15 protein-coding genes are annotated in these 16,204 nt (G+C 31.2%); 7 read left to right on the forward strand and 8 right to left on the reverse strand.

Features of this window, described 5'->3' with window-relative positions; translation table 11 throughout:
* Positions 1–120 precede the first annotated feature (120 nt).
* Together EI427_RS05430 and EI427_RS05435 are read left to right on the forward strand one after the other, a co-directional pair.
* Complete coding sequence (locus EI427_RS05430) at positions 121–900, forward strand: MOSC domain-containing protein (protein ID WP_126612446.1); 780 nt, start codon at positions 121–123, stop codon at positions 898–900.
* A gap of 220 nt (positions 901–1,120) precedes the next feature.
* Complete coding sequence (locus EI427_RS05435; protein WP_126612448.1) at positions 1,121–2,131, forward strand: 2-hydroxyacid dehydrogenase; 1,011 nt, start codon at positions 1,121–1,123, stop codon at positions 2,129–2,131.
* A gap of 70 nt (positions 2,132–2,201) precedes the next feature.
* Here EI427_RS05435 and EI427_RS05440 read toward each other — a convergent pair whose 3' ends face one another.
* Entirely contained in the window at positions 2,202–2,924 is a 723-nt protein-coding gene (locus EI427_RS05440) for a hypothetical protein (RefSeq protein ID WP_126612450.1), read from the reverse strand.
* Between the two features lie 144 nt (positions 2,925–3,068).
* Between EI427_RS05440 and EI427_RS05445 the strand changes: the two genes are divergently transcribed.
* Complete coding sequence (locus EI427_RS05445; protein ID WP_126612452.1) at positions 3,069–3,431, forward strand: hypothetical protein; 363 nt, start codon at positions 3,069–3,071, stop codon at positions 3,429–3,431.
* A gap of 85 nt (positions 3,432–3,516) precedes the next feature.
* On the opposite strand, the gene EI427_RS05450 is transcribed toward EI427_RS05445, so the two are convergent.
* Positions 3,517–4,605, reverse strand: a complete 1,089-nt coding sequence (locus EI427_RS05450) for an SMP-30/gluconolactonase/LRE family protein (RefSeq protein ID WP_126612454.1) — start codon at positions 4,603–4,605, stop codon at positions 3,517–3,519.
* A gap of 62 nt (positions 4,606–4,667) precedes the next feature.
* A complete protein-coding gene (locus EI427_RS05455) occupies positions 4,668–5,243 on the reverse strand; it encodes a Crp/Fnr family transcriptional regulator (protein WP_126612456.1) in 576 nt (191 codons plus the stop codon).
* Between the two features lie 357 nt (positions 5,244–5,600).
* Between EI427_RS05455 and EI427_RS05460 the strand changes: the two genes are divergently transcribed.
* Positions 5,601–7,913, forward strand: coding sequence for a TonB-dependent receptor (locus EI427_RS05460; protein WP_126612458.1), 2,313 nt, complete (start codon positions 5,601–5,603; stop codon positions 7,911–7,913).
* A 126-nt stretch (positions 7,914–8,039) separates the two neighbouring features.
* On the opposite strand, the gene EI427_RS05465 is transcribed toward EI427_RS05460, so the two are convergent.
* From EI427_RS05465 to EI427_RS05485, 5 genes are all read right to left on the reverse strand, one after another.
* Complete coding sequence (locus EI427_RS05465; RefSeq protein WP_126612460.1) at positions 8,040–9,653, reverse strand: hypothetical protein; 1,614 nt, start codon at positions 9,651–9,653, stop codon at positions 8,040–8,042.
* 106 nt (positions 9,654–9,759) lie between these two features.
* Positions 9,760–10,731, reverse strand: a complete 972-nt coding sequence (locus EI427_RS05470; RefSeq protein WP_126612462.1) for a helix-turn-helix domain-containing protein — start codon at positions 10,729–10,731, stop codon at positions 9,760–9,762.
* Positions 10,732–10,857: 126 nt separating this feature from the next.
* Positions 10,858–12,597, reverse strand: a complete 1,740-nt coding sequence (locus tag EI427_RS05475; RefSeq protein WP_126612464.1) for an ABC transporter ATP-binding protein — start codon at positions 12,595–12,597, stop codon at positions 10,858–10,860.
* A gap of 284 nt (positions 12,598–12,881) precedes the next feature.
* Entirely contained in the window at positions 12,882–13,448 is a 567-nt protein-coding gene (locus EI427_RS05480; RefSeq protein WP_126612466.1) for a DinB family protein, read from the reverse strand.
* A 162-nt stretch (positions 13,449–13,610) separates the two neighbouring features.
* Positions 13,611–14,147 carry a Crp/Fnr family transcriptional regulator gene (locus EI427_RS05485; protein WP_170178401.1) on the reverse strand — a complete coding sequence of 179 codons (537 nt, stop codon included), beginning with the start codon at positions 14,145–14,147 and terminating at the stop codon, positions 13,611–13,613.
* Positions 14,148–14,268: 121 nt separating this feature from the next.
* Between EI427_RS05485 and EI427_RS05490 the strand changes: the two genes are divergently transcribed.
* The 3 genes from EI427_RS05490 to EI427_RS05500 all read left to right on the forward strand — a co-directional run bounded on the left by EI427_RS05490 (position 14,269) and on the right by EI427_RS05500 (position 16,163).
* Entirely contained in the window at positions 14,269–15,174 is a 906-nt protein-coding gene (locus tag EI427_RS05490) for a hypothetical protein (protein WP_126612470.1), read from the forward strand.
* Between the two features lie 105 nt (positions 15,175–15,279).
* The gene (locus tag EI427_RS05495) at positions 15,280–15,609 is read left to right on the forward strand and encodes a hypothetical protein (protein ID WP_126612472.1); all 330 of its coding nucleotides are present in this window, start codon (positions 15,280–15,282) and stop codon (positions 15,607–15,609) included.
* 83 nt (positions 15,610–15,692) lie between these two features.
* A complete protein-coding gene (locus EI427_RS05500; RefSeq protein WP_126612474.1) occupies positions 15,693–16,163 on the forward strand; it encodes a hypothetical protein in 471 nt (156 codons plus the stop codon).
* Positions 16,164–16,204 lie beyond the last annotated feature (41 nt).

Genomic DNA, 16,204 nt, shown 5'->3' on the forward strand with positions numbered 1-16,204 from the left:
GTACTTCTTTTTATACGCATTTCAAAAATAATTGATTCAATAATAATGTTAAAGAACTAATTAATATTAGAAAACAATATACTATTTTTGATAATTATCCATTTTCTAAGTCAAAACATCATGAAAATCAATAAAATACAAGTATTTCCAATTAAATCTCTAGATCCGGTAGTTTTACAAGAAGTTGAGATCACTAATGGAGGAACATTAAAATGGGATAGGCGTTTTGGTATTCACAGAAAAAGTGATGGAAGAACAGTAAACGGAAAGAAATACCCAAAAATTCATCAGTTAAGAAGTACTTTTGATTTAGAGAACATGATAGTAGAATTTTGGTCGGAGGATTTTCCTTTATCAAAATTTTCTTTAAAAAATGATCTTGTAAAAATTGGAGTATATTTATCAGAGTTTTTTGAAGAAGAAGTTTACCTTTTAGAAAATGAGAATACAGGTTTTCCAGATCATACCTCAGGCAATGTTGGTGCTTCTTTAATTTCTACACAAACGTTAGAAAAAGTAGGGCAGTGGTTTAATTTACCTGTAGAAGAAGTACTTAGAAGAATGAGAATGAACATTGTTATAGATGCTCCTTCTGCTTTTTATGAAGACAATTTATTAGGGGTTGATAAACTTCATCCTAAACCATTTAAAATTGGTGCAATACAATTAAATGGCTATAAACCTTGCGAACGTTGCCCAGTACCTACAAGAGATTCTTATACAGGTGAAGTAATAAAAGGGTTTCAGAAAGAATTTTTACAAAAAAGACTACAGTTAGATCCATCTATTAAGACCAATATTTTGTATAAACATGCGTATATGTGTGGTATTGTGTTAACAATAGATCAAGCATCTTACGGTCAAGTATTAACCCTTAATGAAATAATAGAGAACGAATAAACCTCTATTGAGAAACATTTATAAAAATGTTTACTTTTAGAAGTGATTTTTTTACACCACGATAAACTATTGACGTAGAACTATTTATTTTTTCTACTGATTTAAATCTTCAAAATTCACGTAAATGAAGTGTAAACTGTATGTTTTTTAGCAGTTTAAGTTTCAGAATTTTAGTGTAATTTTATAAAAAATAATAATTAAAGAAAAACGAGATCTTACTATGAAAGTCGCTGTATTTGGAACAAAGTCATACGATAAAGAATTTTTTAAATTAGAAGGCGTTAATACAACTCATGAGCTTGTATTTTTCGAATCTCGTTTACGTGTTAAAACAGCTAGTTTAGCAAAAGGTTTTGATGCAGTATGTGTATTTGTAAACGATGTTGTGGATACAGAGTGTATTCAGATGCTTGCATCTTATGGTGTTAAAGTAATTGCATTACGTTGCGCAGGTTTTAATAATGTAGATTTAGAAGAAGCAGAAAAGCAAGGAATAGAAGTATTAAGAGTGCCTGCTTATTCTCCTTATGCAGTAGCAGAACATACATTGGCATTAATTCTTACTTTAAATAGAAAAACACATAAAGCATATAACAGAGTTAGAGAGGGTAATTTCTCTTTAGATCGTTTAACTGGTTTTGATATTCATGGTAAAACTGTAGGAATTATTGGTACAGGTAAAATTGGCCAAATCTTCGCAAATATCATGAAAGGTATGGGTTGTAAAGTAATTGGTTTTGATTTATACCCAAACAAGCAACTAGAAGAAGATGGTTTATTGGAATATATGTCTTTAAACGACTTATTAGAGCAGTCTGATATTATATCATTACACTGTCCATTAACTCCTCAAACACATCATATAATAAATGATCATTCTATTTGGAGAATGAAAAAAGGAGCAATGCTTATCAATACATCAAGAGGTAGATTAATTGATACTGAGTCTGCTATTAGAGCATTATCAAAAGGTCATTTAGGATATCTTGGAATTGATGTATATGAGCAAGAAGAAAAATTATTCTTCAGAGATTTATCAGAAACATTAATTAGAGATGAAAAGATGTTGAATTTAATGTCTTTCCCAAATGTATTAGTAACGGGGCATCAAGCTTTTTTTACAGATACAGCTCTATCTCAAATTGCTAAAGTTACTTTAGGTAATCTTACTTCTTTTGAAAATGGAGAAGAATTAGTAAATAAAGTAGGTACAGAAGCTATTAAAGCATAGTAGAACCTATACATAAAAAAATCCACTGATTAAATATTAATCAGTGGATTTTTTTGTAATACAATTTTATTTATTTTTCATCAACACAAAGTTGATCATATACATAAACATGTTCAGCAAAATCTTTCCATTTAAATTTATCACCTTCGTAATATTTATTGAAGATATCTGGACATTTATCAAAAATTACTTTTCTAGCTTCTTTTTCGTATTTCTTTTTTTCAATTAAAATAGCTCGGTTAGATCCCACATTTGTAACCAAGTAAGACTTATCTATACCACCTGTTACTTTAATACCTCCAACATCTAAACCTCCAGTTTGTTTGGCATTAGGATCTTTGTAAACCTTAATAACATGGTCAAAACCAGGGTTTAATAATTGCATAAGGGCAAATTTATTTTTCTTTCCCGGTAGAATCGCTTGTTCATAATAAGCATATTCTTGGTCTACTATATCATCAAAATTACGACCAGAAAGTTCCTTAATAGAACCAGCATTAGCAGATTGTTCTAATTTAAATAAGTCTTTTGGTTTTACTGCAAACTCCTTAATTTGGTCTGCTTTAAATTTGTGTTTTGTACCATCAATATCTTTAATGGTCACACTTTTTAGAATGTTATTAGTAAGTGAAGCTGTACTTACCTTACCCGTAATCTTGGTGCCATCGTTCAAAATTACATAAGCTTCTTTAGAAGAAACCATACCTTGTACGGATAATGCGGGTAAAAATGATTGTGCATAAATTGCTGTAGATAGAAATATGCAGACGATAAAAGAAATTAGATTTTTCATTATATTTTTTAATTGTTCATAGGGTTATTTAACGTATTTTAAGTTGATAACGGACACAAAAAGAAATTAATAACTGCAAATATTGGAACTATTAATAATTTTCATCGTAACTTAATATTATAACAAGAACTATAATTAGAATTTATGAAAAAAAGTCAAGCAACAACACTTGTAACTGCTATTGCTGCAGGCGCTGCATTAACTACTGGATTAGTAATTAAAACTAGAAAATATATGCAGAAGAAAAGATTAGATGAAGGAGATTACCTTTATCCATATCTTGACTTTATTAAAAAGAAAATAAATAATGGTAAAAACTCTATCATTATTACTCCAGAAGATTCGCCTTTTAAATTTATTACGCTATCTGTAAGAGATGCTGGTAAGAAAAAATTAATCCTTGCAGATTATGAAGGTGCAGCTAAAGGACGTGGTCGTAAAGATCTATTAAAATATAAAAATGGTAAGCTTACTTTTGTAAAGCCTATTATTGAATACGCAATGTAATTACGGTTATTTGCTTAAAAATGCCTTCTCAGTACAACTGGGAAGGCATTTTTATTTTAAAAATACATGTAGTATTCTAAAATGCTTACAGTGTGTATTTACCAATATGGGTAGTTAAATCACCGCCAATGTATAAAAAACCATTGTGCTCTTCTACAGAACTTGCTTCAGAAACTATAACTCCAGTGGTATCATAATAGGTTTTCATTATAGTACCTTCACTACTTAAATGCATCAACATACCAAATGCCTCTTGTTTTGGTTGTAGCCACATTGGTGTGCTGTAAATAATCTTTTTTAGTGTAGTATTTGGCTGTATTTTATCTAGAATATCGCTTCGTCTTGTACTAAATCCAACCCAAAAAGAACCATCTTTTCTTTTAGAAACTCCGTTAGGAATACCTGGTAAATTATCAATAAAAATATCTGTAGTTCCCTTATATTTTCCAGTAATCCAGTACCTCATAATTCTATATTTTGTAAGATCAACCATCAAAACAAAATCATTATCTTTAGAGACGGCCACACCATTTCCAAAGTAGGCCCCATCAATTAATGTTTTTACTTTTTTTGTTGATGGATCATAACTGTATAAGCCACCATCTGCTTTCACTTCCATCAGTAGTTTTCTTGCATTTTTTTTACTGAATGTCATTTTAGAGGAGGTACTTGAAAAATAAATGATACTGTTCTCAGCAATATCTACATCATTGGGAATAAGAAAAGGTCTGCCATACTCATCTTTTGATGCTAGTACAGTAATTTTTCCTTTTGGGTTAACACTAATAATTCCTCTTTTTTGATCACATGCTATTAACTGCTGATTTTTATCAAAAACTAAACCTGTAACCCAAGCATCTGTATTGCAAAAAGTAGTGACTTCTCCATTTGTATCAATTTTTAAAATCCTTCCTTCATCAAAATTTGAACTAGATACATGAACACCACAATAAAGATTACCTTCTTTATCTATGGCAATATCTTCTGGTCCAACCCATCCTTGTAAATCAATCCATTCTGTAGATTGGAGTAAATTATTAACGGCCATATTCCCTTCTAATTTAGGTTTTTCGGGAGGTGTCCATGCAAGGGGTTTTAAAGAACAGGCTTGTAGAATAAAGCTAGTTATAAAAAGAAGAGATAGAGAGAAGAGAGTGTTTTTAAATTGTTTCATTCTGATTTATTTTAGTGATACTCAAATGTAAATCAGTCATAAAACTTCTCCATTGACTTTTGTTAAGAAGTGCTTAATTGCTTTCTGACTCTACTCAAAGATTCTGGTGCTATACCCAGAAATGTAGCTATTTGGTGTTGAGGTACATTATTGATAATCTTAAAGTCATATTTATCTATAAATTCAAGATATTTCTCTTTTGCTGTTTTTGTTTGCATGGATAACGTTCTATCTACAACACATAAGTAATTTTTTTCTGCTATAATTCGGCCTAACTTTTCTAGTTTGGGGTGTTGTTTATAAAGTGCGTTTAATTTCTCGTAAGGGATGGACAATACTTCTGTTTTTACTATCGCTTCTAATTGTTCTAAAGAAGGTTGTTGGGCTATAAAGCTTGCATAAGAAGAAATAAACTGATTATCGCAGGCAAAGTAGGTGTTTATTTCTTGCCCATTGAGTAGGTAAAAACTTCTGATTAGTCCTTTTTTAATGAAATAGATATTTTTAGCAATTTTCCCAACATCTAAAATTGTCTCTTTTGCATTAAAATATTCTTGAACGGTAACTTCTTTTATACTGTTCCATTCTATTTCTGATATATCAATAAGTTGGGAAATGTGATGCCTAAAGTTTTCCATTTAATTAGTTGTTAGTATTGGATGTTTTATCAATTAAATCAAAGTTAAAACAAAAAATAAGGAGGAACAAAATTGCTATTGATACTAATTAACAAATACTAAAAAAGTAAAAAATAAGTAGAAAAGAAATTAAGAAACACCTTGCTTATTTACGAATTTAGGGTTCTAGAGGATATTTATAAATGTGTACGAAATGTTGAGTGAATGTTTGCAGACTAGCAGATATTTGTTTTTTACTATCAGATACATTTTATGCAATTTTGGTGTGCCGTTTTAAATACTAAATCTATTAACTTAGTGACTTGACGCTTATAAGAAAGATCAGGTAATAAGAATATTATCTACAACCATTCAGAAATGAAAAAATTACTAACAACAATTTGTGTATTAATAATAGCACAACTAACACTACAAGCTCAGGACCTAACTGGAGTTGTGTTAGATAATGATACAAAGGAGGCTCTCCCTTTTGTGAATATAGCTTGTGTAAAAAATGACAGTATTCAGTCGATCACTACAACAGATTTTGATGGGAAATTCACCTTTACTATTAAAGGACATGGAGATTATACAATCAAATTTCAGTTTACGGGTTACAAACCAAACCAAAGAATTGTTACCGTAAACGATGAATTGGACATGTCATTAGGACAAGTACTTTTAGTTTCTAATATCACAGAACTTGAAGGTGTTACTGTAACTGCAGAAAGAGAAAATGTAACGATGACTGCAGATGGTATGAGTTTTAATGTTGATGATGATGGAGGAACAGATATGGAAGATATTATCTCTGGAATGCCCTCTATTACAGTTGATGAAAACGGAGAAGTAAGTTCTAACGGAGAAGAGGTAGTTATTCTGGTAAATGGAGAAGAATCTGATTTAGATAATCCATTAGAAGAAATTCCTATGCAGATGATAGAAAGGGTTGAATTACTTAATAACCCACCAGCTGAATATACTTCGGCAAGTTCTGCAATTAATATTGTACTTAAAGAGAATGTGAAACTGGGAAATCATGCACGTATTTTAGTAGAAGCAGGTTCACCAGAACAATATAAAGGTAATGTAAGTGTTTCTAAATCGAACGACAGATGGGCAACCACTTTTAATTTTAATGTTAAGAACTCTACCATACCTTATGATAGAACTAGTGAACGACTAAATTATGGTCAGAATGCAAGGTCTACAACACAATCCGATAAGGTGATGGATACAAGATACAATGTAAATTGGACCACCTCTTATGCTGCATCTGCCAACGATAAATTTAAATTATCGCTTAATTACCAAAGACTTGATCTTGAAAACACATCAGACCAAACTGAACTTGTACTTAATGTAGATCCAGATAATCTTAATCCAAGGTACAACTATCGTGATATCTTAAATCAGAGAACTGTAGATAAATTCCAAGCTCAATTTAATTACGATAAGCATTTTTATACTGAAGGCCGTAAATTAATTACTCGTCTACGTTGGTCTATCGAATCATTTGATCAATATAATGCTAACCAAACAGATACAGAGTATTTATCTGATGGAAGGTACGTAGAGAATGAAGCGAGATTAACCTTAAGAGACCGCCCTACGCAGAACCTTTTTGCTTTAGTAAAATATGTACACCCTTTCAATGATAGAAGTACATTAACTACAGGAATGAGAAATTCTACTAAGATTCAGAAAACAAATGAAAACTATTATTTTGTAGCAGATGATGGGAGTTATACACCAAGAGGAAACGAATATCAGAATACAGATTATCTAAATCAGAAATTTTCTGGCTTTGCACAATGGAAATACAAATTTTACAACGATCTGACATTTTCAACAGGCGTAGTTGCAGAAAATTCTGTGATTACTTCTACCATAGATAATGTGGATGATAATTATAAGACTGACAATAACTTTTGGGTGTTTAATCCCAATGCAAGCTTAAATAAGAAATTTAATGAGAATTGGATGGGTAACATCAATTACTCGTTTAGAATGAATACGCCTTCTGATAGAGCTTTAAATCCTACTGTAAATGATAATAACCCTCTGTTTATTACAATGGGTAATCCTGATTTGCAATTACAGAAATCACAGAAGCTAACATTAAGTGTTACCAATCAATCTGATAAAGTTTCTACGCGTATGGGTGCATTTTACAGAAATACTTTAAATGGTGTAGAAAGAATATTTACTACAAAAGGTGATACCGTCTTTTCTACGTATGCAAATATTGTAGACAAGCATACTATGGGAGGTAATTTTTACGTGCATTGGCATGTTGCAAAGAACCATTCAATTGTATTTTCAGGAAACCTTTATAATGATATTTACAATACAAGAATTAACGATTTACCATTGTCTGAATGGATGTACAATGGAAAAGTAACGTATAAAGCCAAATTCTTTAACCATTATAGAGTACGTTTAACAGGTTATTATAATTCGACAACTATTAGCTATAATGGAACAAGGAAACCAGCAAGTGGAGTAGATTTATCTGTTTCTAGATATGTAGCCAAGAAGAAAGGTAAAATATGGGTATCTGTGCAAGATGTATTTGGTACAAGAGATTACTTTACTACTACATATTCTCAGAATTTTGAAAATGAGTTCTATACAGATTTACCTACGGTGATAAGAACAGGAATTTCTTGGTCGTTTTATTCAATTTAGAAATTGACATCTAATAGTATTGAATATTTAAAACGCATTTCAATTTTAAATATAACTACCAAAAAAGGTGTATCTTCCTATTAAATAGAATGATACACCTTTTTTATGTCAAGTGATTTAAATTATTTATTTACTTTTCTCTATTTTTTTAGGACTTAACCTTACAACTCCCCATAAACCACCGTAAAGTATTCTACCATCTAAATCTAATGTAGGAGCTGAATAGAACCCGTTATATCTAGATCCACCAATTACATAATGGAATACAGACTCGCCAGTTTTAGCATTAATACCTTCAAAAGTAAATTTGTTATCTCTAGAACCTATTGTATAGAACATTTCGTTGCCAGTAGCTACAAAAGGAACACAAGTAGGATCAGAAACATCATGGTTTATCCAAGCAACTTCAATAGCTCTAGTTTTACTATTCCAAACCATTTTCTCAATACCTTTAGGAGCAAACATTTTGTTACCGTTCATGTAGCCCATAAACAACCACATTGCAACAGGTTTTTCTTTTGCAGCTTCTTTTATTTTTTTAGGTACATTTTTAGGTACATTGTTTACTACAATCATTCCATAACCATCTATAGTAACACCTTGTTCTTGTTGAACATAGTCAACGTTTTCTTTACCGAAATTAACAGGAGCAGATGCTGCAATCCTTTTCGACTTCATTCCTTCAATGCCATTCCAGTCAGAAGGGATTTCGTTTCTCCAGAACAACGTCATATTCATTACACTATCACCATCTGTAATAACTACAAATTGATCTTCACCATCTTCAAAGCCCATTAGTGCAGGAGTAGAACCTGTACCTAAACCAAAACTATTAGGGTATTCAGCAACCCAAGCACCTTCTTTTTCATTATTAGATAAAGAGTTACCTGTCCAAATAATTTTGTGCATATGGTTTAAAGAAGCAATATAAATACCACCATTATCATCTACAGCTAAGCTATTTCTTACAAATTTAATCTGATCGTTGTTTATACCTTCATTTCTATATTTTAGTTCAAGAGTTGTAGAAGTAGTGAAATCACTATTTATTGCAACCACAAATCCATCATTCGTTACCACAACAATATGTCCGTCATAAGTCATGTTCATACCTGTAATTTTACCTGTTGCTGCTTCTGGTAATGTAAATTCTTTAATCACTTTAATTCCAGAGTACATATCACCTTCAACCACATCACCATACATTTTAATTGTTCTTGGTGTAGCAGCTAAGAAATGGTTTTCTTTATCAATTAGAATATATACAGAAGATAAACCGCTAATTCCTGATTTAAATGAAGTCTGAATTTTTGTTTTTAGTGAAGCCTTACTATCTAATAAATCAATTAAAGCTTCATGCTGACCACTACTTTCTACTACATCAGTTATTCTGAGTGTAGAAATAATGTTATAATTATCATAGTCTATTTTGGCAACAAAGCTAGAGCCGTTACACCAAATTACTCGTTTTCCGTTTTCGTACTGACCAGAAATAACTTGTCCTAATTGAAATTGACCAAGATCTTGGTATTGTACCTCATCAGCAGTTAATTCTCTTGTAATATCTACAGGTCCATTTTGTGGAGTAGCATTAGTTTGTGCACTATTAGTATGTCCTATTGGCCAATTAGAATCGGATAAAAATGGGTTTTTATTTGGATGATTATTTTGAGCTTCAGCAGTATAACTAACTAATAATGAAGTGCAAAAAATAATGAGTATGTTTTTTAAATGTTTCATGATAATGTTTTTTTGTTTATGCAAAAGTAGGCATGAAAAAAATGAATGCTTTGTGGTATTTCGACCGAAAGTATCGATTTTCCGCCAGAGGTGAATAAATTGAGAATTAGACAATATTTTTGACATCACTTGGTATAAAACCGAAGTAGTTTTTGAAGGAATGTGTGAAATGACTGTTCGAATTATAGCCAACCTTAAAGACAATTTCTGATATGGTATATTTACCTTCTTTAATCATTGTATAGGCCTGTTCAAGGCGTTTCATCTTACGAAACTCCATCATTGAGCACCCCACAATAGTTTTGAAATCTCTCTGTAATTTTCTTTCAGAAATAGGAAATCGTTGGCAAATATCATTTAGGCTAGTATCAACTTCGTCTTGGCTTTGTAGAAGGTTCTTTAACTTGTAAATTATAATTAAATCACCATTTATAATTGGTTTTTTCGTTTCTTGTTGCCTCATATTATTTATCAATTCTTCTGTCGTTAAAAAAAATAAACGTTGAATTGTTAAATGGAAATAGGCAAGTTGAAAACCCTTATTTTCGTTATGATGGATAGTAGACACCAATTTTTGCATTTCTAAAGTAAAGGGACTGATAGTACTCCACCTTTCATTAAAAATTTTATCAAAATAGGTACTATAATCAATTGCATATTTTGATAATGCTTCATTTATGTATTCTTCAGTAATAAGAATTTGCAAAAATTTAGACGGAGTATATGCAGGGATAAATATTTGATAATCAAAAAGATGGTTGTAATAAATTACGTTGTTAGAAATCTTATCATTTTTAATCTTAATACGTGGAATAGGTAAAGATGTAATCTGAAAAATAGCATTTAAAAGGGGAGAAGGGCTAATGCTTTTGGCTTCGCGCTGAAATGAGACATCCATATTGAAATAGTAATCTCCATATAAAATTTTTAATCCCTTGGTAACTTCAATTTGTATAAATTTTCCTTCTCCTAAATAAGAGGGGATAATAAGACTGCCATTTGCTTGTAGCGGTAACTCCAAGTCTTTACTAATGTCTGCTAATGGGTTATTTAAATGAGAAACCTTTATGTTTTTCATGTTCAAAAGATTGATGAAGGAAATGTTAGAAGTAATATAATCATTTTGAGAGTGTAAGCAATAGGATAACAATTGACTTTTACGCGATCACTTACACTCTTCCTTCTTCTTTAAAGGATGCTAATTTTATATTCTAGCTTGATATTTATAAAGTTGATGATAACGCCCTTCTTTTTCAAGTAATTCATCGTGAGTACCTCTCTCTATAATCGCTCCTTGATCCATTACGAGAATTTGATCAGCTTGCTGAATTGTACTTAATCTATGGGCAATAACTATGGTAGTTCTGCCTTTCATAAGCTTTGCAAGTGACTCTTGAATTAAAGCTTCACTTTCTGTATCAAGGTTTGACGTTGCTTCATCAAGAATGATAATTTTAGGATCTGCAAGAATAGCTCTAGCAATAGCAATACGTTGTCTTTGTCCGCCAGATAATTTGACGCCTCTTTCACCAATAATTGTACCTAAACCTTTATCAAATCGGTTGGTAAACTCGCTAACATAGGCACTATTTACAGCTTCTTGAAGTGCTTCATCACTAGCAGAAGCGTTAGAGAACCTGATATTATCTTCAATACTACCTTCAAATAAGAAGTCATCTTGTAAAACTACACCTAAATGCTTTCTATAACTGTTTAAAAATACTGTACTTAAGTCCTGTTCATCGATATGAATTTTTCCTGATGATGGATTTAAGAAGGAAGCGGCTAAACTTGCAATAGTCGTTTTACCAGATCCAGAAGAACCAACAAGTGCAGTAATACTTCCTGCTTTAGCCTCAAAAGAAATTCCATGTAGTACTTCTTTTTCATCTTCGTAGGCGAATTTTACATTATCAAAAGTGATATTACCGTTAATAGCAACAGGTACTTTATGTACACGGTTTTCGTCGGCATCTTCACTAGGTATATTCATAATCTCTTCGGTTCTATCCAAACCTGCAAAAGCTTCTGTCAGCTGACTACCAATATTGCTCATTTGTACAATAGGGGCAATCATAAAACCGAGATACAAAGTAAACGCTAAGAAATCACCAATGGTAAGTTCTCCTTGCATTATTTTATATCCTCCAATACCCATAATACCAGTGGTAGCAATCCCTAAAAGAAATGTACTAGAACTTGTAATTATGGCGGTTGTTGTAAGGCTTTTCTTTACGTTCTTAAAAAGACGATCGACACCTTCTTGAAAAATCTGATTTTCTTCTTCTTCAGCATTAAACCCTTTAATAATACGTACACCATTTAAAGATTCGGTTAAACGCCCTGTTACGTCGGCTTTTATTTTTCCTCTTTTTCTAAAAATTGGACGAATGTATTTAAAGGCTTTCATGGATATAACACCAAATATTGAAATAGGAGCCAATACAAATACGGTCATCGAGGGACTAATATTTATCAAAAGTACCAAAGAGATAATTGCAGTAATAGTTCCGCCAATAAGCTGAACTAAACCTGTACCAACCAAATTTCTGACACCTTCCACATCACTCATAATTCTTGATACAAGTTCTCCAGATTTTGTGTTATCAAAATAACTAATCGGTAAAGAAAGAATGTGTTTCTGAACATCTGCTCTTAAATGCGATATGAGTCTTTGTGCTTCTACACTCAATAACCTTGTGAGAGTGAAACTAGTAGCAGATTGTATAAATATTGCAGAAATAACTACACCTACCAATTGTTTAAGTAGGTCGTAGTCTTTATTAATAACTACATCATCTATTAAGTATTTACTTGCACCAGGCAATATAAGACCGCATAACCTATTAATAATAATAAGTAGCAAACCAATAAGAAGCATATTTCTTCTTGGCCAGACAATGTCTTTAAATACTTTTTTAAGGGAGATTCGTTGTTTTGACATATATAAGTAATTAAAAGAGAAGAACGAAGCTACTAAAATTTAGACAGAAAATAAGCCTGTTCATTAGATGAACAGGCTTTTTGAGTAGTAATAAATTACTTAGTTAGTATTTGGGTTATAATATTTTAATGAGTTAGTAAAATCGGCTTATTCAAAGCTAATAAAAAATGATTTTGTACTATTCATTTTTATAAATATTCTTAGAACTGTTCAGCGTTTTCATTATATCTTTCTATTCTTTTTACAGAATTCTTCAAATTGATAAATATTGTACAATAAGACGATTAATAAACCTCCAAAGCGTGTATAATGTTGAGCGACTGAAGAGTGTGTCTATGCTCATGTGCAATCACAAATCTAAAGGTATCACCTAGTTTAAGTTTTATCATTTTAGAGATAGTAATAGGTACTCTCATGCCTTCTAAATCAGAATTTCTAGCATTTTCTAATAGTGTAATTATTCTGAGTTGTTGATCAATTCTTATCTCTAAAGTGTTTTTGTCTAATTTCTTGCCCAATGTATTTTTATCTTTCGGTGAGGGCATTTTATTTTTGATTTTCTTATTAACAGGAGCCATCAAATTGGTGAAGTAGTTACCAAGCCAACCTCCTTTATAGATATCCTTTTTCTTGGGTTTACTATTTGAGATTAAATCGGTGTTTATTTTTTCAATATAATAATCACCATAGAGGTTAAGATGTGCCATACATTCCAAGATACTCCAAGAGTCAGCACTAAGTCTTGTATTTAACTCCTCCGTTGATAAGTTTAGGAATGTAGAAGTAGTGGCCAAGTTTTCTTGAACTTGTTGAATTAACTTATCGATTAATTCGTTTTGAGCAATTTTCATAGTAATTAATTTTTAATTCATTATAAAGCTATCCAATAGAAAGTATAACTTATAAGAAAAAAGACGTATTGTTTTCTTAGACAAATATGGTTATCTACAAATTATTTAATCTTGATTGAGATCAAGATTTTAGAAGAAAAATGAAGGAGAAAGGGCTGGAAATTAAGATTTACTACTTAATATTCTACTTAGTGTCTCAGGGCTCATCCGTAAATAATAAGCAATGTATTTTAAAGGCACTTCTTGAAATACCTGAGGACTCCTTTCAATAACACGTTGTATACGTTCTGCAGGAGATACTGTAAGCAGGTCTAATTCTCTTTCTACTTGTTGCCTTACAAGATCTTCTAAAAGTTTTTGATAAGCTATGGATAATTCTGGAGATTTGTTTACTATACTTGATAGGGTTTCTTTTTTTATAAACCGAACGGTAGATTTACGGATAGTTTCTATAGAAAATAAAGAGGGAGTGTTTGTAAAGAAGGCAGGGAGAGAAGCAATTATAGAGTTTTTATACCCCAAACGAATAGTGTGTTCTTCTTCTTTGGTACTATAAATTACACGAACACAACCACTTAAAATAATATAGATATATTGCTCATTATCACCTGCAGCTAATATCTGTTCTCCACGTTGAAACGTTTTTTCTATGTATTCGATACTTTCTGTACTGTATAGGGTATTTAAGAGTGTGTTCATTTTATGTAAAGTCATCAAGAATTAGAAGACTAAATTTACAAGAACTTATTGATAAGCATTACTAATACAGAAAAACTTAATAAAAAAATGTATTTTTGGCGTCTAACATAAATTTTACAGAATGAACAAAATAATCTTACTATCTACATTTTTTATAACTATACCATTTTTTGTATTTGCTCAAGAATATGCTTTTGAAGGATTGATTAACACAGAACTAAAAGTTAGAGTACGATTTGATATAAATGAAAATAAAGCGGAAGGCTATTGTATATACATTGATTCTAAAGAAAAATCTCTACTTACAGGAGAGAAGAAAGAAGATGGCACTGTGGTATTAAGCCAATCAAATGGTGAAAGATTTGAAGGTAAAATTATAGCTTCTTATATGTATAAAGGAGAATATTTTAATGCTGAAGGTATTGATCAAGGTACTTTTTTGTTTTCAAAAACAGATGCGACAGAAAAAGAAGATGAAACATTATTAGTTGTTTCTGATTCAACAGCTCATGCTTCTGGAAAAGCAGATAGATTGCACGGTACTGAAACTGAAGTGAATGATATTTTACGTAATCACTTAACGGAATTTAAACGTTGTTACACCCAAAATATTGATCCACTTAAATGTAGACAAGCTTCTGCAATGGCAATAACTGAACTATTTCAAACCAACGATTTTAAAGATCAATATGTAGGTGGTTCTTATTTAACAATGTCAGAAAGTTATGACCACATTACAGCAAGTTCTGATTGGAAAATGTTGGGTGAAGCAAACAGTGCTACTCTAAAAGATGCACAAGCAAGAGCAAACGAAGGGGAACTAGTTATTGTTTCTTATCCTTTTAAAGGATTTATTCAATTAGGTTTTATCCGAAAAGGAGATGCTAAAATGTCTTCTAAATGGAACATGGAAGTACCAAGTATTGCTATTTTCTTTTACAATGATCCAGAAAAGTCTTCAATTAGTAAGCAAATGAACTTTATTTGGAGAAGTCCTGAAAATATCGAAGTCTGGGTTAGAAAATAGGATTATTTCAATAAAGTATTTAGAACTATCAGAGAATTAAAACTAAAATGAATTACAATAAGTTATTCCTAGTACAATAATGTAGGGACAAAAATTTGTAATTGTATGTACAGAAGAAAAGAGAAATTGTATAAATATCTTATTAATACAATTGAAAACAACAAGAATAATTTAGCAAAATCTAGTACTTTATTAAATAGAATAAGAAGATTGTTTTTAATGCCATCTGTATCAGATGAGGTATCAACAGGTAGAATATTTGAAACTGAAAGTACAATTTTTGTGATTGGAGCAAAACTACCTTTAGTTAATTATTCTGGTAAGCGCATTGTTGGCCTTACTACTGATTCTCCTTTATATAGGCTTTTTAAAGGAAAGAAAAATGGAGACGAGGTACAATATGGTAATGATATAGAGCATATCTCCTTTTTTTAATTCTAACAAATTTTAATAACCATTTAGAAATAAATTAAAATTTGCCTCATTGTTGCACGTATTTTTTATCTACATTTGCAACAATGGAAAAATTGAAGAAAATAGTAACATTATTTGTACTGTTTGTGTACACATTGGCGGTAGCGCATACCTTCATTGGTCACACACATGTCAATAATATTGTAGCGAACCTTACTTCTTCAGATTCACATTGTACAAAAGAAAGCAAGATTGTTCTGTCTAATGGAAAAGAAGTGAATGAACACTTTGAACACAAAGGACATTGCGATCCAAACATTTACGATTTCCTTTCTTGTCTGTTAGGACAGATTCCTCATAACGAAACTGTTGAATTTCAGCAAGAAAGAGAATTAAGTTTGCTTTTAATGAAAACGCCTAAAGAATTGAAATCATTAGTTGTTTTTATTTTTGTGAATTATTCTATCGAAAACTTAAAGGAAGAAGTAACCCCCTCAACGGATTTTGTTCAAAACTTACAATCCTTAATTCCACTTAGTTCAGCCTCTAGGAGAGGTCCGCCTTCATTAGCCTAACCTATCTAAAGTATAAATAGATGTGTAATAACATCATAATG

The organism is Flammeovirga pectinis, assembly GCF_003970675.1.
Taxonomy (GTDB): domain Bacteria; phylum Bacteroidota; class Bacteroidia; order Cytophagales; family Flammeovirgaceae; genus Flammeovirga; species Flammeovirga pectinis.

Coding starts and splice junctions, on each gene's coding strand:
- EI427_RS05430 (WP_126612446.1), top strand. CDS start 121: ATGAAAATCAATAAAATACAAGTATTTCCAATTAAATCTCTAGATCCG.
- EI427_RS05435 (WP_126612448.1), top strand. CDS start 1,121: ATGAAAGTCGCTGTATTTGGAACAAAGTCATACGATAAAGAATTTTTT.
- EI427_RS05440 (WP_126612450.1), bottom strand. CDS start 2,924: ATGAAAAATCTAATTTCTTTTATCGTCTGCATATTTCTATCTACAGCA.
- EI427_RS05445 (WP_126612452.1), top strand. CDS start 3,069: ATGAAAAAAAGTCAAGCAACAACACTTGTAACTGCTATTGCTGCAGGC.
- EI427_RS05450 (WP_126612454.1), bottom strand. CDS start 4,605: ATGAAACAATTTAAAAACACTCTCTTCTCTCTATCTCTTCTTTTTATA.
- EI427_RS05455 (WP_126612456.1), bottom strand. CDS start 5,243: ATGGAAAACTTTAGGCATCACATTTCCCAACTTATTGATATATCAGAA.
- EI427_RS05460 (WP_126612458.1), top strand. CDS start 5,601: ATGAAAAAATTACTAACAACAATTTGTGTATTAATAATAGCACAACTA.
- EI427_RS05465 (WP_126612460.1), bottom strand. CDS start 9,653: ATGAAACATTTAAAAAACATACTCATTATTTTTTGCACTTCATTATTA.
- EI427_RS05470 (WP_126612462.1), bottom strand. CDS start 10,731: ATGAAAAACATAAAGGTTTCTCATTTAAATAACCCATTAGCAGACATT.
- EI427_RS05475 (WP_126612464.1), bottom strand. CDS start 12,597: ATGTCAAAACAACGAATCTCCCTTAAAAAAGTATTTAAAGACATTGTC.
- EI427_RS05480 (WP_126612466.1), bottom strand. CDS start 13,448: ATGAAAATTGCTCAAAACGAATTAATCGATAAGTTAATTCAACAAGTT.
- EI427_RS05485 (WP_170178401.1), bottom strand. CDS start 14,147: ATGAACACACTCTTAAATACCCTATACAGTACAGAAAGTATCGAATAC.
- EI427_RS05490 (WP_126612470.1), top strand. CDS start 14,269: ATGAACAAAATAATCTTACTATCTACATTTTTTATAACTATACCATTT.
- EI427_RS05495 (WP_126612472.1), top strand. CDS start 15,280: ATGTACAGAAGAAAAGAGAAATTGTATAAATATCTTATTAATACAATT.
- EI427_RS05500 (WP_126612474.1), top strand. CDS start 15,693: ATGGAAAAATTGAAGAAAATAGTAACATTATTTGTACTGTTTGTGTAC.